The following is a 19,890-nucleotide window of genomic DNA, read 5'->3' as shown; positions in this document are numbered from 1 at the left end:
AGAGCTGAGCGCGGCCCTTTAGCTCCCGCTGCGCTTTGCCGCAAGCGGGCGCAGCCGTAACAATTTTCGTGCGTCTGCGGTCGCTACGAATAGACAGATGCGCGCGCCTCTGTCGTAATAGATGGCGATGCGGCGGATATTGGCAGATGCAGAAAGCGTACTCGGCTCGCCGACGCGCAATCTCGTCTCCATTCTCGTCTTCGTACTGGTCGTCGCAGTGCTTTCGACGATCGGCTATATGGCCGCAGGGTGGAGCTTCGCCGACGCCAGCTACATGGTGGTGCTGACGCTCTACACGGTCGGTTATGGCGAGGTCCGGCCGATCGACACGCCTTATCTCCACGCGCTGACCATGGGCACGATGGTGCTGGGCTGTACCGGCATGATCCTGCTCACCAGCGCGCTCGTCCAGTTCTTCACCGTCTTGCAATTGCGTAGCATTTTCGGAGCTTCCCGTATGCAAAACCGGATCGACCGGCTTTCGGACCATGTCGTCATCTGCGGCTATGGCCGGATCGGCATGATGCTGGCGCAGGAGCTGACGCGGGCGGGCATGCCGCTCGTCATCATCGAGCGTGGCCTGGAAAAGCGCGCCGAGGCCGAGGCGGCAGAGCATTGCACGCTGGGCGGTGATGCCACCGAGGAAGAGGTACTGATCGCCGCCGGTATCCAGCGCGCGCGGGCGCTTGCCACCGTGCTGCCGGACGATGCTGCCAATGTCTTCATCACGCTGAGTGCCCGCAACCTCAACCCGCGACTGGAAATCATCGCGCGTGGCGAAGCGACGACCACCGAACGCAAGCTGATCCACGCCGGCGCCGACCGGGTGATCTTCCCCACCCATATTGGTGCCGAGACGATGGCGCGGATGATCCTCTATCCGCACAGCCAGGAAGTGCGCGGCGATGCGCAGCTCGGCCGGTTGCGGACCGAACTGGAAGCGCTGGGGCTGGAGATCGAGCGGATCGAGGCTACTCCCGATGCCGCGCTCTGCGGCCTGACCGTTGACGAGGCGGAGCGGCGTGCGAGCAACGGCCTGTTCATCGTCCAGATCGACCGGGCCGACGGCCATGTCCTGCCGCGCCCGGCCCGCGACGAGCGGATCGAAGCCGGTGACAGCGTGCTGGTCGTAATGCGCGATGCCGCAGCCACCGCGCGCGCACTGTTTACCACGCGGCGCCAGATCCGGGCGGGCCGGAACATCTTCTGATCCACCCGGCTGCTGCGCTGCAAAAATTTTCGTCCGAACCGGCCATTTTCGGGCGCCCGCCGGGTTGCATTTTCGCGCCTTCGCTTAATCCTGCCTTCAGCTAGTCGATTGCATGGGGCCCCGATGGCGAATCGCGAACCAACTGCCGCGGCGGCACCGCGTCTACGCTGGCGGCGCTGGACCGCGACCCTTCTCGCGGTGCTGGCTGCAGCAATAGCGATTCTCTACTGGAGCGCCGGTTTCTTCGATACGAACGCAGTGCGCGTATATAGGGCGGACGGCCCTTCGCGGCATATGGCGGTCGTCTATTTTTCCGGCGATATGGGCCTGCACTGGGGTATGGGCCCCTATATTGTCGACGCGCTGACCGAGGCGGGAATCCCGGTCTATGCGGTGGGCATGCCGGCATTGTTCGGAAAGCGCCGAAGCCGCGCCGATGTCGATGCGCTGGTCGCCCATTCGGTACGCGATGCGATGCGTCGAACCGGCGCAACCCGCGTGATCCTGTCCGGGCAGTCGTTCGGTGCCGATATTGCGCGGGTGGGCATCGCCCATCTGCCCGCCGATCTGCGCCCCCATGTCACCGCACTGGTACTGGTGGTGCCGAGCGCCAGCGCCTATTTCCGCGCCGATCCGCTCAACCTAGCCTATCTCGGGACGCCCGACGTAGAATCGATCGAAGCGCGCGCACTGCACTGGCTGCCCGTTACCTGCATCAGCGGCGCGACCGAAAGCGACAGTCTGTGCCCAACCATGCTAGGCGCGAATGTGCGGCGGATCGCCCTGCCCGGCGGCCATTATCTGCGCATGGACCATGACCTGCTGGTCCGAACCTTTTTCACTGCCCTTGCTCCCGTGCTGGGAGCGCAGACAGCGCCGCATCGACCATGAAACGCACGCTCGCCCTGCTCGCCGCCGCGCCCTTTTCCGCCCCCGCTGCGCAGAGCGACGGCAATGATGCGGTGCTCGGCGTCTGGCAAAACCCCCGCCACAGCATTTCGGTTCGCACCACCATGTGCGGCGAGGAGCTGTGCGGCACGATTATCGCTGCCAATCAGGAAGCGCTGGAGGACGCCCGCGAGTCCGGCGTACAGAATCTGATTGGCACCCAGCTGTTGCGCGCCTATCGGCGGGATACGCCCAAGCGCTGGACCGGGACGGTCTATGTGCCTGACATGGGCCGCAGCTTTTATTCGCACATCCAGGTGGTCTCACCGTCCAAACTGCGTATTTCCGGCTGCATCCTCGGGGGTTGGATATGCAAGTCGCAGGAGTGGACCCGGCTGTAGAAGCGCCGACACCCGCAGAGAAAGGGCTGATCGCCCGGATCCGGCGCTACAAGCGACCGCTGCTGGTGCTGCTCGCCCTTGCCGTTGCGCTGCTGGGGTTCGAAGCAGTGCGCGCCATCCTGGCCCAGGTCCGGCTGCACGACGTGCGCCAGGCGCTGCACCAGATCGGTGGCGACCGGCTGGGAATCGCGATCGCGCTGACGACCTGTTCCTACTTGCTGCTCACACTCTACGACTGGTTCGCGGTCCGCACGATCGGCAAGCGGCTGCCCTGGCGCACCGCAGCGCTGGCATCGTTCACCAGCTACACGATCAGCCATAATCTCGGCCTGTCGCTGCTCACCGGCGGCACTGCCCGGCTGCGCGCCTATACCGCCGCAGGACTGGACTTTACCGATGTCGCCCGGATCACGCTGATCGCCTCGGGCACCTTCTGGGGCGGCGTGTTCGCGGTGACGGCGGCGGCGCTGCTGCTCGGCGCGCAACCGCTGGCGGTAGCGGGGTTCAGCATTGCCGCTTCGGTGCAGCACGCGATAGGCGGAGCGCTGGTGTTGGTCGCAATCGTCCTGTTCGCCCTTCGCGCGCGGGGATGGGCAACGGTGCGGATCGGCGAAGCGGTGCTCCCACTACCTACCCCGCAACTGATGGCGGCACAGATCGGTGTCGCGGCGCTGGACCTTGCCTGCGCTTCGGGCGCGCTGTTCGTACTGGTGCCCGGCGCCGACCCGGCGCTGATCGGCAGCTTCTTCCTTGCCTATGCACTGGCGATCGTCGTCGCGCTGATCACCCATGTTCCGGGCGGGATCGGCGTGTTCGAGGGGACGATGCTGGCGCTGCTGCCGCTCGGCCGCAGCGAGTTGTTCGCCGCCCTCCTGCTCTATCGCCTCGTCTATTATCTGCTGCCCCTGTTGGTTGCCGGCGCGCTGCTCGTCGCGGTGGAGGGGAAGCGGCTGCGCCATCCGATCGCTGCTGGCCTGTCGGTTGCGGACCGGATCGGACAGGCGCTGGCGCCGCCGCTACTCGCGCTGCTGGTGTTCGCGGGCGGACTGGTGCTGCTCGTCTCCGGCGCGCTGCCCCCCGCGCATGGCCGCATGCACCCGCTCCACAAGCTGTTGCCGCTGCCGTTCGTCGAAGGCTCGCACTTCGCTGCCAGTCTGGTGGGCACCGCGCTGCTGCTGATCGCCCCGGCCGTGCAGGCGCGGCTAAAGAGCGGCTTCCACGCCGCGCGGGTGCTGCTGCTCGCCGGCGCGCTGTTCTCGTTGCTGAAGGGCGTGGATTATGAGGAAGCGACGGTGCTGCTCGTCGTCGCGGGGATGCTGCAATATGCCCGGCCGGGCTTTTACCGCAGCGCCGGCATCGGCTCGGCACCGGTCGCGCGCTGGTGGTGGGCGGCGGCGCTGATCGCGCTGGCACTCAGCGCCTGGGCGGGCTTCTTCGCCTACAAGCGCGTGCCGTACAGCGATGCGCTGTGGTGGGACTTTGCCTGGCGCGGCAATGCCCCCCGCTTCCTGCGCGCGACGCTGGGGGCGACGATGCTGCTCGTCGGCTGGGCGTTCTGGCGCCTGATGTCGGCTTCGCCGCACATCCGCGAGGGGCAGGAATTGCCCGAGGATGTCGCCGAACGCGCCATCGCCGTCAGCAGCCGCGCCGACGCGATGCTGGCATTTACCGGCGACAAGGACTTCCTCGTCTCCACCTCAGGCGATGCCTTCCTCATGTACCGCGTGCAGGGGCGTACCTGGGTGGTGATGGGCGATCCGGTCGGTCCCGAAGCGGCGTGGTCGGAACTGATCTGGGAAATTCGCCGCCGCTGCGATGCCGCGCGCGGGCGGCTGTGCCTGTTTCAGGTGAGCGCCGCGATGCTGCCGCTGGTGGTCGAGCTGGGCCTGCAGCCGATGAAATATGGCGAAGAGGCGCTGGTCGATCTGCGCCAGGGCTATGCGCTGAAGGGCGCACCCTACAAGTCGCTGCGCCACTGCGTGAACAAGGCCAATGCCGCCGGGCTGGTGTTCGAGGTCATTCCCGCCGCGCAGGTGCCAGCCGCCCTGCCCGCGCTGCGCCGCGTGTCCGATGCGTGGCTGGAAGGCAAGCCCGGCGCGGAAAAGAGCTTCAGCCTAGGCCGGTTTGATCCAGACTATCTGGCCCGCTTCGATTGTGCGGTGCTGCGCCTGCACGGCGAGATCGTCGCCTTCGCCAATATCTGGGAGACGCCGAACCGCGAGGAGATGTCGGTCGACCTGATGCGCTATCTGCCCGGAACGCCCTATGGCGCGATGGACCTGCTGTTCGTCCGGCTGATGCAATATGGCGCGGCGCAGGGCTTCGAGCGGTTCAACCTCGGCATGGCGCCGCTGTCGGGGCTGAAGCCGGGGCCGCTCGCGCCGATCTGGTCGCGGCTGGGCGCGGCGGTCTATGGCCATGGCGAGCGGTTGTACGGCTTTTCGGGCCTGCGTGCGTTCAAGGCGAAATATGAACCCGTCTGGGTGCCGCGCTATATCGGCACCAGCCCCGGCGTATCGGTGCCGCGCGCGCTGATCGACCTTACTGCGCTGGTCGGCGGCTGAGCCGGTCAGGCGAGCCCGGGTTCGCCCGGCACGCTGCCCAGCTCGCCCCGCGCCCGCGCCAGCCGGCCATAGACCAGCTCGAACAGCGGCGACGCCATCATCGTCGTCACGATCGCCATCAGCACCAGCATCGCGAACAGCGTGGGGCCGATAATCCCCTTTTGCAGGCCGATATTGATGATGATCAGCTCCATCAGCCCGCGCGAGTTCATCAACGCGCCGATGCCCAGCGCGGTGCGGTTGTCCTCGCCCGAAAGCCGCGCCGCCGCCCAGCAAGCGCCGAACTTGGCAAGGATCGATACTGCCAGCACCGCCAGCGTGATGCCGATCAGCGACACCGAATTGACCATGTCCATCCGGGTGTTCAGCCCCGAATAGGTGAAGAACATCGGCAGCAGCAGCACCACTGCCAGCGGCTCGATCTTGCGCTTCAGCTCGGCGGCGAAGCGGCCGCGCGGCATCACGGCGCCCAGGATGAAGCCGCCGAAGATCGCATGAATACCGATCGCGTCCATGAAGAAGGCGGACAGGCAGAACAGCGCCATGGTGATGCCGAGCACCGTCAGGCTCATTTCGCCGCTGCGCTCCACCGCCGCACCCAGCGGGGCCAGCAGCCGCCGGCCGACCAGCACCAGGAACAGCGTGTAGAGCAGGCCCCCGCCGATTGCGAGGATCGCCACGCCCGGCCCCGCGCCGAACGTCGCCAGCACGATCGCCAGCACGCACCACGAACAGGCATCGTCGAACGCGCCCGCCGTCAATGACAGCGTTCCCAGCGACGATTCCGCCAGTCCGCGCTCATTGATGATCCGCGCCAGCATCGGGAACGCCGTCAGCGCGATGCAGGCGCCCAGAAACAGCGTCGCGTTGAAGTTGGAAATACCTGCCGCGAACAGGCCGGGTACGGTAACCAACATCGGCGCGACAATCGCCGCCAGCAGGAACGGCACGGCTATTCCGGCGGCAGAAACGGTCATCGCACTTCGCGCCTTGGATCGGAAATGCTCGACCTGCAGCGTGGTGCCGACAAGGAACATGTACAGCCCCACGCCGAACTGCGCGCCGACATAGAGGACGTTCTTCGTCTCTTTGGGGAAGATCGCTGCTTGCAGGTCCGGAAAGACCAGGCCGAGGAGCGACGGCCCCAGGATCACCCCGGCTATCATCTCGCCCACCACCTGCGGCTGAGCGAGCAGCTTCTGCCCCAGCCAGCCAACGACGCGGCAGGCAACAAGGATCACTGCGAGTTGCAGGAAGAAATGGATGCTATAATCGCCCGGCGCGAAGCTCTTCGCCGCACCGGCGGTCGCCGGGCCATGCGCCCCCAGCATCGTCGTCACTGCGTGGACAAAGCTCTGCCAGACGTCTTCGTGCGTCAATCCATTCCCCCTTCCCGCCTGCACCTTCTCACGCGATGCTTGTGTTGTAACACGTCGATACTATTGGAAATTCGCTTTGGCGAGCCCCGGCGGCTAAGCGCATCAGGAGATTGACATGAATGTTGCATTTCTCGGGCTGGGTCAGATGGGTTTCGGCATGGCATCGGCGCTGCTCGATGCCGGACACAGCCTCACTGTCTGGAACCGCTCCGCCGACAAGGCAGCGCCGCTGGTCGCCCGCGGCGCCCGGCTGGCAACCACGCCGCGTGCGGCAGCGGAGGCGGCCGGCGCCGTGATGACGATGGTGGCGGACGATGCTGCGCTCGATGCGCTGCTGGATGGGCCCTACGGGATGCTCGCCGGCATGGCACCGGGTGCGCTGCACCTGTCGCACAGCACGATTGCAGTAGCGACGGCCGACCGGCTGGCAGAATTGCATGCGGCAAACGGCCATCACTTCGTCTCCGCGCCCGTATTCGGCCGCCCGGCCGTCGCTGCTGCGGGCAAGCTCGCCATCGTCGCAGCCGGCGCACCCGATGGCATGGCTGCGGCCGCACCCCTGTTCGAGGCAATCGGGCGCATTGTCTTCCCGATGGGCGAAACGCCCTCGGCCGCCAACCTCGTCAAGCTGGCCGGCAATTTCATGATCATGGCGACGGTGGAAGCCTATGGCGAGGCGATGGCGCTGGGCGAAAAGGGCGGCGTCTCCCGTGAAAAGATGCTGGAAGTGTTCGCCGGCACGATCTTCGACGGCGCGATCCACAAGGCCTATGGCCCGCCGATCGCCGAGCGCCGCCACCGCCCGGCCGGCTTCACCGCACCGCTGGGGCTGAAGGACATGCGGCTGGCGAGTGAAGCCGCGGCGGCGGTGGGCGCGCGCCTGCCGCTGCTCGATCTGGTCCAGGCGCATCTGGTCGAGACGATCGCTACCGAAGGCGCCGACGTCGACGTGACCGCCATGGCGGAGACGATCGCGAAGCTTTGACGAAAAGCATCGATTCCCCTCCCTGCAAGGGAGGGGACAAAGGGGTGGGTGCGCGCGTCTGCGCGCTACAGGGGCTCTATACTTTGCCGAAAGCGAGCCCCGCCGCCTCACGGCGGCGGCCCCACCCCTAGCCCCTCCCTGCAAGCAGGGAGGGGAATCTGTTCGCCTGACTGATTGCGACAGCCTCCATTCCTGCAAGCCCCCACCACAAACAGCACCGAATTCAGGACCAACGCCCTTCCCCGCCGCCCCGTTCGCCGGTACAATTCCCACATGATCGATCGGCTTTTCCTCGCCCATCCGCGTAGCGTCGGCGAGAGCTATGGCGCCCATGCGGCCACTGCGGCGCGCTTCGGCATCACGATGATCGCAGGGGGCGCCGCGTGCCTCATCCATGCGGCACTGCCCTTCCTGTTCGTCCGCACCGCCAGCGACTCGATCAAGCGCCTCTACGGGGAGATGAAGGCGCGCCAGCCCGCCTTTGCCGACGAGAAACCGGCCTTCACGGCGCCGGAATGGCAGATCGACTACGAAATCTGAGCCGGGGGGCCAGTACATGATCGAACATGTCGCCATTATCGGCGCCGGCTTTTCGGGCACGCTTCAGGCGATCAACCTGATCCGCCATCACGGGCCGCGCGCCACGCTGATCGAGCGCGCGCCGGTGGCGGGTACCGGGCTCGCCTATGGTGCCGCCCATCCCTCGCATCTGCTCAACGTCCGTGCCGCGAACATGAGCGCCTTTCCCGACGAACCCGGCCATCTCGTCCGCTGGCTGGAGGCCCGCGGCGTGGAGAATGCCGCCACGGCCTTCGTGCCGCGCCGCGTCTATGGCGAGTATCTGCGCGAGATGCTGGCGCAGGCGCTGGCCGAGCATCCCGACCGCCTGCGCCTGGTCCATGGCGAGGTGCAGGATGTGACCTTCGATGCCGGCGGCGCCACGCTGCAGCTCGACGGCGAGACGATACGGGCCGATGCCGTAGTGCTGGCGGTCGGTAACTTGCCGCCACACGACCCGCCTGGCCTTGATCCCTCCGCGCTGTCGGGCGTCCGATATAAGGGCGACCCGTGGGATTCGAGCGTACCCGAAGGCCTTGGCGATGCCGACACGGTGCTGGTGATCGGCACCGGGCTTACGATGGTTGACGTAGCGCTGCTGCTCGAGGCCCGCGGGTTCGGCGGGCGGATCGTTGCGGTGTCCCGACGCGGCCTGTTGCCCCGCCCGCACGGGCCGAGGCAGGACTGGGATAGGATCACCGAGCGACCACGCACCCGCGCCTCGCAGCTTGTCCGCACTGTCCGTACCCGTGCCGGGCACGTCGGCTGGCGCAACGCCGTCGATGAGCTGCGCCCCTTCACCCAGCCGATGTGGGCGAATGCCAGCATAGCCGAGCGATCGCGGTTCCTGCGCCACCTGCGGCCCTGGTGGGATGTGCACCGCCACCGGCTTGCGCCCGAGGTCGATACCCGGTTGCACGCGCTGATCGATCGCGGCCAGCTGGAGGTGGTTGCTGCCAAGACGCTGGGCTTCAGCGAAAGGACCGATGGTGTCGACGTGACACTGCGCCGGCGTGGCTGTGACGCCACCGAAGTGCTGACCGTTCAGCGGATCATCAACTGCACCGGCCCCCTCGGCGACCTTGGCCGCACGACCGAACCACTGCTCCAGAAACTGGTCGCGCGCGGGCTGATCCGACCCGACGCGGCGCGAATCGGCATCGATGTCGACAATCAGGGGCAGACGATCGGCGCCGACGGCCGCGCCAATTCCCAACTTTATGCGCTGGGGCCGATGACGCGCGGCGCCTTCTGGGAAATCGTCGCGGTGCCCGACATCCGCACCCAGACCTGGGCAGTCGCCCGCCGCCTCTCCAACGCGCATTGGGTGGGCGGCGAGGGGTTATGACGAACTAGTAACATTTGACACTAAATTGGGAGATGCGGTATCAGGTCGTCATGACCGATACCACCAATCCGCTCGGCCTGAATGGCTTCGAGTTCGTGGAATTCACTTCGCCCGATCCGGACGCGATGGCGCGCCAGTTCGAGCAGCTGGGCTTCGTTCCCACCCACCGCCATCCGCGCAAGAACATCACGCGCTACAAGCAGGGCCGCATCAACCTGATGCTCAACCGCGACGATGCCGGCCGTGTGGCGGCGTTCCGCGGCGAGCACGGCCCCTCGGCCAGCGCGATGGCGTTCCGCGTCGCGGACCCCAAAAAGGCAATGGAATGGGCGCTGGCGCATGGCGCGAAGCCGACGGATGAAGACGACACCGTCATTCAGGGCATCGGCGGCTCCTATCTCTATTTCATCCAGGACGGCAGCGACCTCTATGCCGACTGGGCCGAGTTCCCCGGCTGGCGCGAGGCGGAAGCGAAGAACAGCGTCGGGCTCGACCTGCTCGACCACCTCACCCACAATGTCCGCCGCGGCCAGATGCGCGTGTGGAGCGAATTCTACCGCACGCTCTTCGGCTTCGAGGAGCAGAAGTATTTCGATATCAAGGGCAAGGCGACCGGCCTGTTCAGCCAGGCGATGATCGCGCCCGACAAGGCGATCCGCATTCCGCTGAACGAGAGCCAGGACGACAACAGCCAGATCGAGGAATTCCTGCGCGAATATAAGGGCGAAGGCATCCAGCACCTGGCCCTCACCACCGACGACATCTACGACACCGTGGAGCGGCTACGCGCGCGCGGCGTGCGGCTGCAGGACACGATCGAGACCTATTACGAGCTGGTCGACAAGCGCGTGCCCGGGCATGGCGAAGATCTCGAGCGGCTGCGCAAGAACCGCATCCTGATCGACGGATCGGTGGAGAATGGCGAAGGCATCCTGCTCCAGATCTTCACCGAGAACATGTTCGGGCCGATCTTCTTCGAGATCATTCAGCGCAAGGGCAATGAAGGTTTCGGCAACGGCAATTTCCAGGCGCTGTTCGAGAGCATCGAGCTCGACCAGATCCGCCGCGGCGTCATCAAGGTCGACGCCTGACAGTTTCGGAGAGGGAGAGAGCCGGGGGTGCCGCCGCAGGAACAGTGGCATACCCCGGCCCCACCGAACGCCCCCTCCCCGTCCTGATCCAAAAGGGGAGACGCGCTGGAGAGGACGAACCACGTGACCCAGTATTTCCCCGGCTTCGGCAACCATGTCTCCACAGAGGCAGTCCCCGGCGCGCTGCCCATCGGTCGCAACAGCCCGCAGCGGCCGCCTTACGGCCTCTATGCCGAGCAGCTTTCCGGCACCGCGTTCACCGCGCCGCGCGCCGAAAATCGCCGTAGCTGGCTCTATCGCCTGCGGCCCAGCGCCGAGCATCCGCCCTATCGCCCCTACACCGGCGCCCCGCGCTTCGGCACGGCCGCCGCTGCCGGGCCGCTCGCGCCCAACCGGCTGCGCTGGGATCCCCTGCCGGCGCCCATACGCCCCACCGACTGGATCGACGGGATGACGACGATGCTCGTCACCCGCGATCCCGCCGATCTGGAGGGCGTGGTGATGCACGGCTATGCCGCCAATCGCGACATGGACAATCGCGCCTTTGTCGACGCAGATGGCGAACTGTTGTTCATCCCGCAGGCGGGTCGCCTGACCCTGCTGACCGAACTCGGCCGGATCGACATCGACCCCGGCCAGATCGCGCTGGTTCCGCGCGGCGTGCGGTTCCGGGTGCTGCTGCCCGATGGCGAAGCGCGCGGCTATGTCGCCGAAAACCACGGAGCGATGTTCCGCCTGCCTGATCTCGGCCCGATCGGCGCCAATGGCCTGGCGAACACGCGCGATTTCGAGACGCCGGCCGCCTGGTTCGAGGATCGTGACGAACCGTTCGAGCTTGTGCAAAAGTCGTTGGCAAGCCTGTGGATAACTACCCTCCCCCACAGTCCGCTCGACGTGGTGGCATGGCATGGCAACCTCGCACCCTGCCGCTACGACCTTAGCCGGTTCAACACGATGAACACGGTCAGTTTCGACCATCCCGATCCGTCGATCTTCACGGTTCTCACCTCGCCAAGCACCGTTCCGGGGCGGGCCAATGCCGATTTCGTGATCTTCCCGCCGCGCTGGATGGTGGCGGAGGACACGTTCCGCCCGCCCTGGTTCCACCGTAACGTGATGAGCGAGGCGATGGGCCTGATCCACGGCGCCTATGATGCCAAGGCGGACGGTTTCGCCCCCGGCGGCCTCTCGCTCCACAACATCATGGCGGGCCACGGACCGGACGTTGCCAGCTGGCGCGGCGCGACCGACGCAGAATTGCAGCCGCACAAGATCGACGACACCATGGCCTTCATGGTCGAGACCTGCTGGCCCTACCGCCCCACCGACTATGCAGCCGCACATGCCCAGCCCGACTATGATGCGGTGTGGGAGGGCTTTCCGAAAGCGCGGTTGCCGTGAGGCAGTGCCCGGACGCAGTCTGCGTTCCCCTCCCGCTTGCGGGAGGGGTCGGGGGAGGGAAGGACGTGGGGGCAGCGCTAAACCGGCTCATCCCCTCCCCTAGCTCTTCCCGCAAGCGGAAGGGGAACGCGAACCGTAAAGCGTTGGGAGCCCTTCGCCCCGCATGACCGAACGCCTCACCACCACGCCCGCCGGTGTAACCCTTGGCCCGCTGGACCTGATCCCCGACGGCACCGCCCGCAACTTCGTACTGGAAATGCGCGCCGGCCGTTTCCACGGCTTCGTCGTTCGCCGGGGCGCGGCAGTTTTTGGCTATGTCGATCGCTGCGCGCACATGGCCGTGCCACTTACGCAACAGCTCGACGCCTATCTCACCCCGGACGGCGACCATATCCAGTGCAGTTGGCACGGCGCGCTCTACACCGTGGAGGACGGGCGCTGCGTCGGCGGCCCTTGCGTTGGCGCGCGGCTGCTTCCATGGCCTGTACGCATAATCGACGGCATGATCGTGACCGTTGGAGAGGAACCGCAATGACCCCCGATTTCGATTTCGCACTGGGCGATTCCGCCGACATGATCCGCGAAACCACCGCGCGCTTCGCTCGCGACCGGATCGCTCCGCTCGCCGCCCGGATCGACGCCGAGGACTGGTTCCCGCGCGACGAGCTCTGGCCGGCGATGGGCGAACTGGGCCTGCATGGCATCACAGTTCCGGAAGCCGATGGCGGCCTGGGTCTCGGCTATCTCGAACATGTCATTGCATGCGAGGAAGTGGCCCGCGCTTCTGCCTCGATCGGGCTTAGCTATGGTGCACATTCGAACCTCTGCATCAACCAGATCGCCCGCTGGGCCAATGCCGAGCAGAAAGCCAAATACCTTCCGAAGCTGATCTCCGGCGAGCATGTCGGCAGCCTGGCCATGTCCGAGGCCGGTGCAGGGTCGGACGTCGTTTCGATGAAGCTGAAGGCGGATAAGACCGATCGCGGCTACGTGCTGAACGGCACCAAATTCTGGATCACCAACGCGGCGTACGCCGACACGCTCGTCGTCTACGCGAAGACCGGCGAAGGCTCGCGCGGCATCACCACCTTCCTGATCGAGAAGGACATGCCCGGCTTCGCGATCGGCCAGAAGATCGACAAGATGGGCATGCGCGGCTCGCCCACCGCCGAGCTGGTTTTCACCGATTGCGAAGTGCCGGAGGAAAACGTCATGGGTCCGGTCAATGGCGGCGTCGGCGTGCTGATGAGCGGGCTGGATTACGAGCGTACCGTGCTCGCAGGCATCCAGCTCGGCATCATGCAGGCGTGTCTTGACGTGGTGTTGCCCTATGTCCGCGAGCGCAAACAATTCGGGCAGCCGATCGGCAGCTTCCAGCTGATCCAGGCCAAGATCGCCGACATGTATGTCGCGCTCAATTCCGCCCGCGCCTATGTCTATGCGGTGGCGCGCAGCTGCGATGCGGGCAGGACGACGCGGTTCGATGCGGCGGGCGCGATCCTGCTGGCTAGCGAGAACGCCTTCCGCGTCGCCGGTGAGGCGGTGCAGGCGCTGGGCGGCGCGGGCTACACCAAAGACTGGCCGGTCGAACGCTTCCTGCGCGACGCCAAGCTGCTCGACATCGGCGCAGGCACCAACGAGATTCGCCGGATGCTGATCGGCCGCGAACTGCTGGGGGCGGCGTAATCCCAGATGTCCGCGCCCGTCCTCCCCACCCAGGTTCAGCCTGACAGCGAGCAGTTCCGCACCCAGGCCGCGCATAACCGTGCGTTAGCCGAGAAGCTTCGCGCCGATGTCGCCCGCGCCGCACTCGGCGGCAGCGAGTCCGCCCGTGCGAAGCACACCGCGCGCGGCAAGCTGCTCCCGCGCGAGCGCGTCGAACGGTTGCTCGATCCCGGTGCGCCGTTCCTTGAAATCGGCCAGCTTGCTGCGTTCGACCTGTATGACGGCGAAGTCCCCGGTGCGGGCGTGATCACCGGTATCGGCCGCGTCTCCGGCCGCATGGTGATGATCGTCTGCAACGACGCCACCGTGAAGGGCGGCACCTATTATCCGATGACGGTCAAGAAGCATCTCCGCGCGCAGGAGATTGCCGAGGCCAACCAGCTGCCGTGCATCTATCTCGTCGACAGCGGCGGCGCGAACCTGCCGCATCAGGCGGAGGTGTTCCCCGACAAGGAGCATTTCGGCCGCATCTTCTTCAATCAGGCGAACATGTCCGCCAAGGGCATCCCGCAGATCGCCTGCGTGATGGGCAGTTGCACCGCCGGCGGCGCCTATGTCCCCGCCATGTCGGACGAGAGCGTCATCGTCCGCAACCAGGGCACGATCTTCCTCGCCGGCCCGCCGCTGGTCAAGGCGGCCACGGGGGAGGAGATCAGCGCCGAGGATCTGGGCGGCGGCGAACTTCATGCCCGCCGTTCGGGCGTGGTCGACCACCTTGCCGAAAATGACGAACACGCGCTCCAGATCGTCCGCGACATCGTCAGCACGCTTCCGGCCGACCGGACGCCGGACATCGCATTGCGCGATCCGCGCCCGCCGAAATATGCGGCCGAGGAACTATACGGCATCCTCCCCACCGACGTCCGGGCGCCGTACGACGTGCATGAGGTAATCGCGCGGCTTGTCGACGGATCGGAATTCCATGAATTCAAGGCGCTGTATGGCAGCTCGCTGGTGTGCGGCTTCGCGCACATCTGGGGGATGCCGGTGGCCATCCTCGCCAATAACGGCGTGCTGTTCAGCGAAAGCGCGGTGAAGGGCGCGCATTTCATCGAGCTTGCCTGCCAGCGCCGGGTGCCGCTGCTCTTCCTCCAGAACATCTCCGGCTTCATGGTCGGCGGCAAATATGAGGCGGAGGGCATCGCCAAGCACGGTGCCAAGCTGGTGACGGCAGTGGCGACGGCGAGCGTGCCCAAGCTGACCGTGCTGATCGGCGGCAGCTTCGGCGCCGGCAATTACGGCATGTGCGGCCGGGCCTATTCCCCCCGTTTCCTGTTCAGCTGGCCCAATGCCCGCATCAGCGTGATGGGCGGCGAGCAGGCGGCGAGCGTGCTGGCGACGGTCCACCGCGATGCCGCAAGCTGGACGCCGGAGCAGGCCGAGGCGTTCAAGGCGCCGATCCGCCAGAAATATGAGGATGAAGGCAATCCCTGGCACGCCACCGCGCGGCTGTGGGACGATGGCATCATCGATCCGGCCCAGACACGCGACGTGCTCGGCCTCGCGCTCGCGGCAACGCTCAACGCACCGATTCCGGAGCGCCCGCAGTTCGGCGTGTTCCGGATGTGAGGGAGAAGCTAGGCTCCCCGTCCCGTGCTCCGGTCAAAGGATAACAGATGCTCCTCTCCCTCCTCGCTTTCACCTTGGCTTTGCAGGACAAGCCGCTGCCCCCGCCGCCGGCAAATCCCCCGCGGAGCGCAAAGCCGTCGGACAAGCTGCCGCCCGCCAATCCACTGCCCTATCAGGATGCGGATGCCGCCGCAGTCCTCGCGCCGGTCAAGGCACTGCTCGCCGCGATAGGATCGGGTGACCGGACAGCCTTCCTCGCCACCGTGCGCAGCGAAGGCGGCGCCACGGCGGTCATCGCGCGTGCCGATGGCAGCCGCCGCATCGCCCATCTGGGCTGGAGCGAATTCGCCCCCACGATTGGTTCTGGCAAGGAACCGGTCGCGGAACGATTGATCGATCCCGCCGTCGAGATCGATGGCGATATCGCCATGGTCTGGAGCCCTTATGTCTTCACCGTCGCCGGGCGGACGCAGCATTGCGGCACCGACCATTTCGACCTGGTGCGCGAGAACGGCGTGTGGAAAGTGCTGAACGCCACCTGGAACGAACGAACCACGGATTGCCCGGCATGAGCCGCGACACGCTGTTCGTCCTCGACACCGACTGGGCCGATCCGGCGTTCGGCGGGGAGCGGCGCTTTTACTGCAAGGACTGCATCACCGTGGAGGGTCTGCTCGCCGCCTTTCCGGAACGCGCCACCAATATCGAGGTCGTCCGCGTCCCCTGGCCGCGCCCGCGCGGGCCGGTAGTCGACCGGCTGGGTGCGGAGAACCAGAACCTCCCTGCATTGGCTTTCGCCGAAGGCGGTTTCGTCAATGACGTCGAGGGGGTGCTTGCAGCCCTCCACACTCGCCACGGCTTTCCGGAGCGACACCCGTGATCCAGTCCTTGCTAATCGCCAATCGCGGCGAGATCGCCTGCCGCATCATCCGTACCGCCCGGGCGATGGGCATCCGCACCGTCGCGGTTTATTCGGACGCCGACGCGCAGGCATTGCACGTGCGGCGGGCCGACGAGACCGTGCATATCGGTCCCTCCCCGGCGCGCGAGAGCTATCTGGTCGGTGAAAAGATCATCGCCGCCGCCAAGGCCACCGGTGCCGAAGCAATCCATCCCGGCTATGGCTTTCTTTCGGAAAATGCCGATTTCGCGCAGGCCGTGATGGATGCCGGGCTGATCTGGGTCGGCCCGAAGCCCGACAGCATCCGCGCGATGGGCCTGAAGGATGCCGCCAAGGCGCGGATGATCGCGGCGGGCGTACCAGTAACGCCGGGCTATCTCGGCGACGACCAGAGCCCCGCGCGGTTGCAGGCAGAGGCGGACGCGATCGGCTATCCGGTGCTGATCAAGGCGGTGGCCGGCGGCGGCGGCAAGGGGATGCGCCGGGTGGACAGCGCCGCCGATTTCGCCGACGCGCTCGCCAGTTGCAAGCGCGAGGCCGCCTCCTCCTTCGGCGACGATCGGGTGCTGCTGGAGAAGTACATTCTCTCGCCGCGCCATATCGAGGTGCAGGTGTTCGGCGACACGCACGGCAATGTCGTCCATCTGTTCGAGCGCGACTGTTCGCTTCAGCGCCGTCACCAGAAGGTGATCGAGGAAGCCCCCGCGCCGGGAATGGACTCCGAAACGCGCGCGGCGATCTGCGCGGCGGCGGTGCGCGCGGCACAGGCGGTCGACTATGTCGGCGCGGGTACGATCGAATTCATTGCCGACGCCAGCGAAGGCCTGCGCGCCGACCGCATCTGGTTCATGGAAATGAACACGCGCCTCCAGGTCGAGCATCCGGTGACCGAGGCGATTACCGGCGTCGACCTGGTCGAATGGCAACTGCGCGTGGCGAGCGGTGAGCCACTGCCGAAGCAGCAGGACGAACTGGCGATCAACGGCTGGGCGATGGAAGCGCGGCTTTATGCGGAGGACCCGGCTCGGGGTTTCCTGCCCAGCGTGGGTCGGCTCGACTTTTTCGAGGTCGGCGAACGGCATCTCGTCCGGATCGAAACCGGGGTGACGCAGGGCAGCAGCATCTCGCCCTTCTATGATCCGATGATTGCCAAGCTGGTCGTCCATGGCAGCGATCGGGAGCGGGCACGGACGCAGCTCTCGGCCGCGTGCTACAACACGATTGTAGCGCCGGTGAAGACGAACGCCGCCTTTCTCGCGCGCTGTCTGGCGCAGCCCGACTTTGCCGAAGGCCGCATCGATACCGGCTTCATTGCCAGGCACGAGGCTGCGCTTGTCGGCTCGGCCAAGCCCGACCGGGCGGTGGTCGAAGCGGCCGCGATGGCTATCCTCCATCAGGAGATGGGCGATGCCGATGCGGTGCAGCTCTGGCGGTATGAAGGCCGGCGGGCACCCGAGCCCGGGCCAGGCGGCATCTGGCGCGATATTGTAGGGTTCCGAATGAACGCCCGCCCGCGCATTCGCATTGCTCTCCGCCACGAGCACGAGACGTACACGCTCGACCGGATCGTTGAGGAGCCCGCAAAGGTGAGCACGATCATCAAGGGCGATCAGGTGCTCGTATCCGACATGGGCCAAAGCTTTCTGTTCGAGCGGGAACGCGTCACGGCTGGCGCGACCGGCACCGCCACCGATGGTGCCCTGCTCGCCCCCATGCCGGGCCGCGTCACCGCAGTGGACGTCGCCCCCGGCGCCAGCGTCACCAAAGGCCAACGACTGGTCACGCTGGAGGCGATGAAGATGGAGCATGCTCTGGTGGCACCGTTCGACGGCGTGGTTGCCGAACTGCCCGTAGAGGTCGGCGCGCAGGTGCAGGTGGATGCGCTATTGATTCGCATCAGCGCAGCGCAGGAGGATTGAAATGGCCGGCCGCTTCTATGACGAATGGCAGATTGGCGACCGTATCGAACACGCGCTGCGCCGCACCGTTACGGAAACCGATAACCTCCTTTTCTCCACGCTTACCCACAACACCCAGCCGCTACACCTTGATGCAGAGGCCGCACGGGCGAGCGAATTTGGTCAGATCCTCGTCAACGGCACCTTCACCTTCAGCCTGATGGTCGGCATCACCGTCGGCGACACCACGGCGGGGTCGCTGGTCGCCAATCTGGGCTATGACAAGCTGGTGATGCCCAAGCCGGTTTTCCTGGGCGACACGCTACGGGCGTCGTCCGAAGTGGTGGAGCTGCGTCCCAGCAAGTCGCGGCCGGGCCAGGGCATCGTCACCTGGCGGCACCAGATGCACAACCAGCGCGACGAGCTGGTCTGCGAATGCCTGCGCTCAGCCTTGCTCCGCAGCCGCGCTGCCGCCTGAGACCGGCTCAGGCAGCGTCGCGGCGGGCCGGCGGCGGATTGGAGAACTCCATTTCCTCGTCGATCCCCCCAAAGCGCAGCGCCATCAGGTCGCGCGTATAGTTCTGGTGGAGCCGCCACGGCTTGCGGTTACCCTGCCGCGGCAACACCGCCGATGCCCGCTGAACATAACCGGACGTGAAGTCGATGAACGGCTCGGCCGCCACCGGCGCACTCGGCCGCGGCGTCACTTGCCGCATGCCGCGCTTCGCCATCGCATTGAGCAGGCGCGTGACATAGTTGGCGGTCAGATCCGCTTTCAGCGTCCAGCTCGCGTTGGTGTAGCCAAAGGAAATCGCTAAGTTCGGCACCCCGGCAAACATCATCCCCTTGTAGGTCAGCCGATCCGACCAGCGGACTGTCTCGCCATCCACTCGCACCGGCACGCCGCCCATCAGTTGCAGCTCGAGACCGGTAGCCGTGACGATCAGGTCGGCTGGCAGCTCGCGACCCGAGGCCAGCCGGATACCACCGGGCGTGAACCGCTCCACCGTGTCGGTTACAACGTCTGCGGCGCCACCGCGGATCGCCGCGAACAGATCGGCATCCGGCACCAGGCACAGGCGCTGGTCCCACGGGTTGTAGCGCGGCGTGAAATGGGTCGCGACGTCATAGTCCGGCCCCAGTTCGCAGCGGACCATCTCGACCAGCCGCTCCTTCGCCTTGTCCGGGTGTTTGCGCATGGCGCGGTAAAAATACTGGCCGAGCAGCACATTTTTCCATCGGGTGAGCGCATAGGCAGTGCGTGAAGGCAGGAACCGTCGCAGCCAATTGGCAATGCCGTCCTCCGACGGGCGCGCAACGATATAGGTGGGCGAACGCTGCAGCATCGTTACATGCGCCGCCTGCTTCGCCAGCTCGGGCACCAGCGTAACCGCCGTCGCGCCGCTGCCGATCACGACAACGTTCTTGCCGGCATAGTCGATGTCGGGCGTCCAGAATTGCGGATGAACGATACGGCCGCCGAAATCCTCGACACCGGCAAAGTCCGGGCTGTGGCCACGGGCATAGTCATAATAGCCGGCGCACATGAACAGGAAGCTGCAGCGAAACTGCCGCTGTTCGCCATCCACTTCGGCCGTCACGGTCCACAGCGCCTCTTCGCTCGACCAGTCGGCGGCGACTACGCGGTGGCTGTAACGGATATGCCGGTCGATGCCGTAGGCGGCGGCTGTCTCCTCCAGATAACGCAGGATCGCCGGTCCGTCGGCGATGGCCTTGGCCTCGGTCCAGGGGCGGAACGAAAAGCCCAGCGTGAACATGTCGCTGTCCGACCGGATGCCAGGATAACGGAACAGATCCCAGGTGCCACCCAGACGCTCCCGCCCTTCCAGTATGACATAGGTACGATCCGGGCTCTTGTTCTGCAGATGATAGCCGGCACCGATCCCGGAAATGCCGGCGCCCACGACGACAACGTCGAAATATTCTTTCATGTCTGCCTCTCCCGACAGCC

The 19,890-nt window shown here is 66.1% G+C and carries 18 protein-coding genes; 16 read left to right on the top strand and 2 right to left on the bottom strand.

All coding sequences use genetic code 11. The features are described from left to right. Positions 1 to 139: 139 nt before the first annotated feature. From ACT53K_RS05775 to mprF, 4 genes are all read left to right on the top strand, one after another. Positions 140 to 1,210 carry a potassium channel family protein gene (locus ACT53K_RS05775; protein WP_476227604.1) on the top strand — a complete coding sequence of 357 codons (1,071 nt, stop codon included), beginning with the start codon at positions 140 to 142 and terminating at the stop codon, positions 1,208 to 1,210. Positions 1,211 to 1,333: 123 nt separating this feature from the next. Further along, complete coding sequence (locus ACT53K_RS05770; protein ID WP_476227603.1) at positions 1,334 to 2,101, top strand: AcvB/VirJ family lysyl-phosphatidylglycerol hydrolase; 768 nt, start codon at positions 1,334 to 1,336, stop codon at positions 2,099 to 2,101. Next, positions 2,098 to 2,499, top strand: a complete 402-nt coding sequence (locus tag ACT53K_RS05765; protein WP_476227601.1) for a DUF2147 domain-containing protein — start codon at positions 2,098 to 2,100, stop codon at positions 2,497 to 2,499. Before ACT53K_RS05770 ends, ACT53K_RS05765 begins: the two co-directional genes overlap by 4 nt. After that, on the top strand, positions 2,469 to 5,063 hold the full coding sequence (gene mprF / locus ACT53K_RS05760) for a bifunctional lysylphosphatidylglycerol flippase/synthetase MprF (protein WP_476227600.1): 2,595 nt from the start codon (positions 2,469 to 2,471) through the stop codon (positions 5,061 to 5,063). The genes ACT53K_RS05765 and mprF overlap by 31 nt, the downstream gene beginning before the upstream one ends. Positions 5,064 to 5,068: 5 nt before the next feature. Here mprF and ACT53K_RS05755 read toward each other — a convergent pair whose 3' ends face one another. Then, on the bottom strand, positions 5,069 to 6,394 hold the full coding sequence (locus ACT53K_RS05755) for a cation:proton antiporter (RefSeq protein ID WP_476227982.1): 1,326 nt from the start codon (positions 6,392 to 6,394) through the stop codon (positions 5,069 to 5,071). Positions 6,395 to 6,557: 163 nt separating this feature from the next. Between ACT53K_RS05755 and ACT53K_RS05750 the strand changes: the two genes are divergently transcribed. From ACT53K_RS05750 to ACT53K_RS05695, 12 genes are all read left to right on the top strand, one after another. Next, entirely contained in the window at positions 6,558 to 7,427 is an 870-nt protein-coding gene (locus ACT53K_RS05750; protein ID WP_476227599.1) for an NAD(P)-dependent oxidoreductase, read from the top strand. A gap of 273 nt (positions 7,428 to 7,700) precedes the next feature. Then, positions 7,701 to 7,967, top strand: coding sequence for a DUF6356 family protein (locus ACT53K_RS05745; protein WP_476227598.1), 267 nt, complete (start codon positions 7,701 to 7,703; stop codon positions 7,965 to 7,967). Positions 7,968 to 7,983: 16 nt separating this feature from the next. Further along, complete coding sequence (locus ACT53K_RS05740; RefSeq protein WP_476227597.1) at positions 7,984 to 9,333, top strand: FAD/NAD(P)-binding protein; 1,350 nt, start codon at positions 7,984 to 7,986, stop codon at positions 9,331 to 9,333. A 50-nt stretch (positions 9,334 to 9,383) separates the two neighbouring features. After that, complete coding sequence (hppD, locus tag ACT53K_RS05735) at positions 9,384 to 10,424, top strand: 4-hydroxyphenylpyruvate dioxygenase (protein WP_476227981.1); 1,041 nt, start codon at positions 9,384 to 9,386, stop codon at positions 10,422 to 10,424. 123 nt (positions 10,425 to 10,547) lie between these two features. Then, positions 10,548 to 11,825, top strand: a complete 1,278-nt coding sequence (hmgA, locus tag ACT53K_RS05730; RefSeq protein WP_476227596.1) for a homogentisate 1,2-dioxygenase — start codon at positions 10,548 to 10,550, stop codon at positions 11,823 to 11,825. A 163-nt stretch (positions 11,826 to 11,988) separates the two neighbouring features. Further along, positions 11,989 to 12,360, top strand: a complete 372-nt coding sequence (locus ACT53K_RS05725; RefSeq protein ID WP_476227594.1) for a Rieske (2Fe-2S) protein — start codon at positions 11,989 to 11,991, stop codon at positions 12,358 to 12,360. Further along, positions 12,357 to 13,511: an isovaleryl-CoA dehydrogenase gene (locus ACT53K_RS05720; RefSeq protein ID WP_476227593.1), complete on the top strand. Its 1,155-nt coding sequence runs from the start codon at positions 12,357 to 12,359 to the stop codon at positions 13,509 to 13,511. The genes ACT53K_RS05725 and ACT53K_RS05720 overlap by 4 nt, the downstream gene beginning before the upstream one ends. A gap of 6 nt (positions 13,512 to 13,517) precedes the next feature. Further along, a complete protein-coding gene (locus ACT53K_RS05715; RefSeq protein WP_476227592.1) occupies positions 13,518 to 15,119 on the top strand; it encodes a carboxyl transferase domain-containing protein in 1,602 nt (533 codons plus the stop codon). Positions 15,120 to 15,166: 47 nt separating this feature from the next. Continuing rightward, positions 15,167 to 15,691 carry a nuclear transport factor 2 family protein gene (locus ACT53K_RS05710; RefSeq protein WP_476227591.1) on the top strand — a complete coding sequence of 175 codons (525 nt, stop codon included), beginning with the start codon at positions 15,167 to 15,169 and terminating at the stop codon, positions 15,689 to 15,691. Beyond that, positions 15,688 to 15,999, top strand: coding sequence for a DUF3088 family protein (locus tag ACT53K_RS05705; RefSeq protein WP_476227590.1), 312 nt, complete (start codon positions 15,688 to 15,690; stop codon positions 15,997 to 15,999). Before ACT53K_RS05710 ends, ACT53K_RS05705 begins: the two co-directional genes overlap by 4 nt. Then, positions 15,996 to 17,939, top strand: coding sequence for an acetyl/propionyl/methylcrotonyl-CoA carboxylase subunit alpha (locus ACT53K_RS05700; RefSeq protein ID WP_476227589.1), 1,944 nt, complete (start codon positions 15,996 to 15,998; stop codon positions 17,937 to 17,939). The genes ACT53K_RS05705 and ACT53K_RS05700 overlap by 4 nt, the downstream gene beginning before the upstream one ends. Before the next feature lies 1 nt (position 17,940). Then, positions 17,941 to 18,396 carry a MaoC family dehydratase gene (locus tag ACT53K_RS05695; RefSeq protein WP_476227588.1) on the top strand — a complete coding sequence of 152 codons (456 nt, stop codon included), beginning with the start codon at positions 17,941 to 17,943 and terminating at the stop codon, positions 18,394 to 18,396. A gap of 7 nt (positions 18,397 to 18,403) precedes the next feature. On the opposite strand, the gene ACT53K_RS05690 is transcribed toward ACT53K_RS05695, so the two are convergent. Then, on the bottom strand, positions 18,404 to 19,870 hold the full coding sequence (locus tag ACT53K_RS05690) for a flavin-containing monooxygenase (RefSeq protein ID WP_476227587.1): 1,467 nt from the start codon (positions 19,868 to 19,870) through the stop codon (positions 18,404 to 18,406). Positions 19,871 to 19,890: the final 20 nt, after the last annotated feature.

Source organism: Sphingomonas sp. DMC8, assembly GCF_056314185.1.
The sequence above is the reverse complement of the archived record's forward strand: the minus strand, read 5'-3'. Positions and strand labels throughout refer to the sequence as shown.

Bases quoted from the DNA above. Each gene is read 5' to 3' on its own strand.
- ACT53K_RS05710 (WP_476227591.1), top strand. From the start codon at position 15,167: ATGCTCCTCTCCCTCCTCGCTTTCACCTTGGCTTTGCAGGACAAGCCG.
- ACT53K_RS05705 (WP_476227590.1), top strand. From the start codon at position 15,688: ATGAGCCGCGACACGCTGTTCGTCCTCGACACCGACTGGGCCGATCCG.
- ACT53K_RS05755 (WP_476227982.1), bottom strand. From the start codon at position 6,394: ATGCTGGGGGCGCATGGCCCGGCGACCGCCGGTGCGGCGAAGAGCTTC.
- ACT53K_RS05695 (WP_476227588.1), top strand. From the start codon at position 17,941: ATGGCCGGCCGCTTCTATGACGAATGGCAGATTGGCGACCGTATCGAA.
- ACT53K_RS05750 (WP_476227599.1), top strand. From the start codon at position 6,558: ATGAATGTTGCATTTCTCGGGCTGGGTCAGATGGGTTTCGGCATGGCA.
- ACT53K_RS05690 (WP_476227587.1), bottom strand. From the start codon at position 19,870: ATGAAAGAATATTTCGACGTTGTCGTCGTGGGCGCCGGCATTTCCGGG.
- ACT53K_RS05765 (WP_476227601.1), top strand. From the start codon at position 2,098: ATGAAACGCACGCTCGCCCTGCTCGCCGCCGCGCCCTTTTCCGCCCCC.
- ACT53K_RS05770 (WP_476227603.1), top strand. From the start codon at position 1,334: ATGGCGAATCGCGAACCAACTGCCGCGGCGGCACCGCGTCTACGCTGG.
- ACT53K_RS05740 (WP_476227597.1), top strand. From the start codon at position 7,984: ATGATCGAACATGTCGCCATTATCGGCGCCGGCTTTTCGGGCACGCTT.
- ACT53K_RS05745 (WP_476227598.1), top strand. From the start codon at position 7,701: ATGATCGATCGGCTTTTCCTCGCCCATCCGCGTAGCGTCGGCGAGAGC.
- ACT53K_RS05725 (WP_476227594.1), top strand. From the start codon at position 11,989: ATGACCGAACGCCTCACCACCACGCCCGCCGGTGTAACCCTTGGCCCG.
- ACT53K_RS05720 (WP_476227593.1), top strand. From the start codon at position 12,357: ATGACCCCCGATTTCGATTTCGCACTGGGCGATTCCGCCGACATGATC.
- hppD (WP_476227981.1), top strand. From the start codon at position 9,384: ATGACCGATACCACCAATCCGCTCGGCCTGAATGGCTTCGAGTTCGTG.
- ACT53K_RS05715 (WP_476227592.1), top strand. From the start codon at position 13,518: ATGTCCGCGCCCGTCCTCCCCACCCAGGTTCAGCCTGACAGCGAGCAG.
- mprF (WP_476227600.1), top strand. From the start codon at position 2,469: ATGCAAGTCGCAGGAGTGGACCCGGCTGTAGAAGCGCCGACACCCGCA.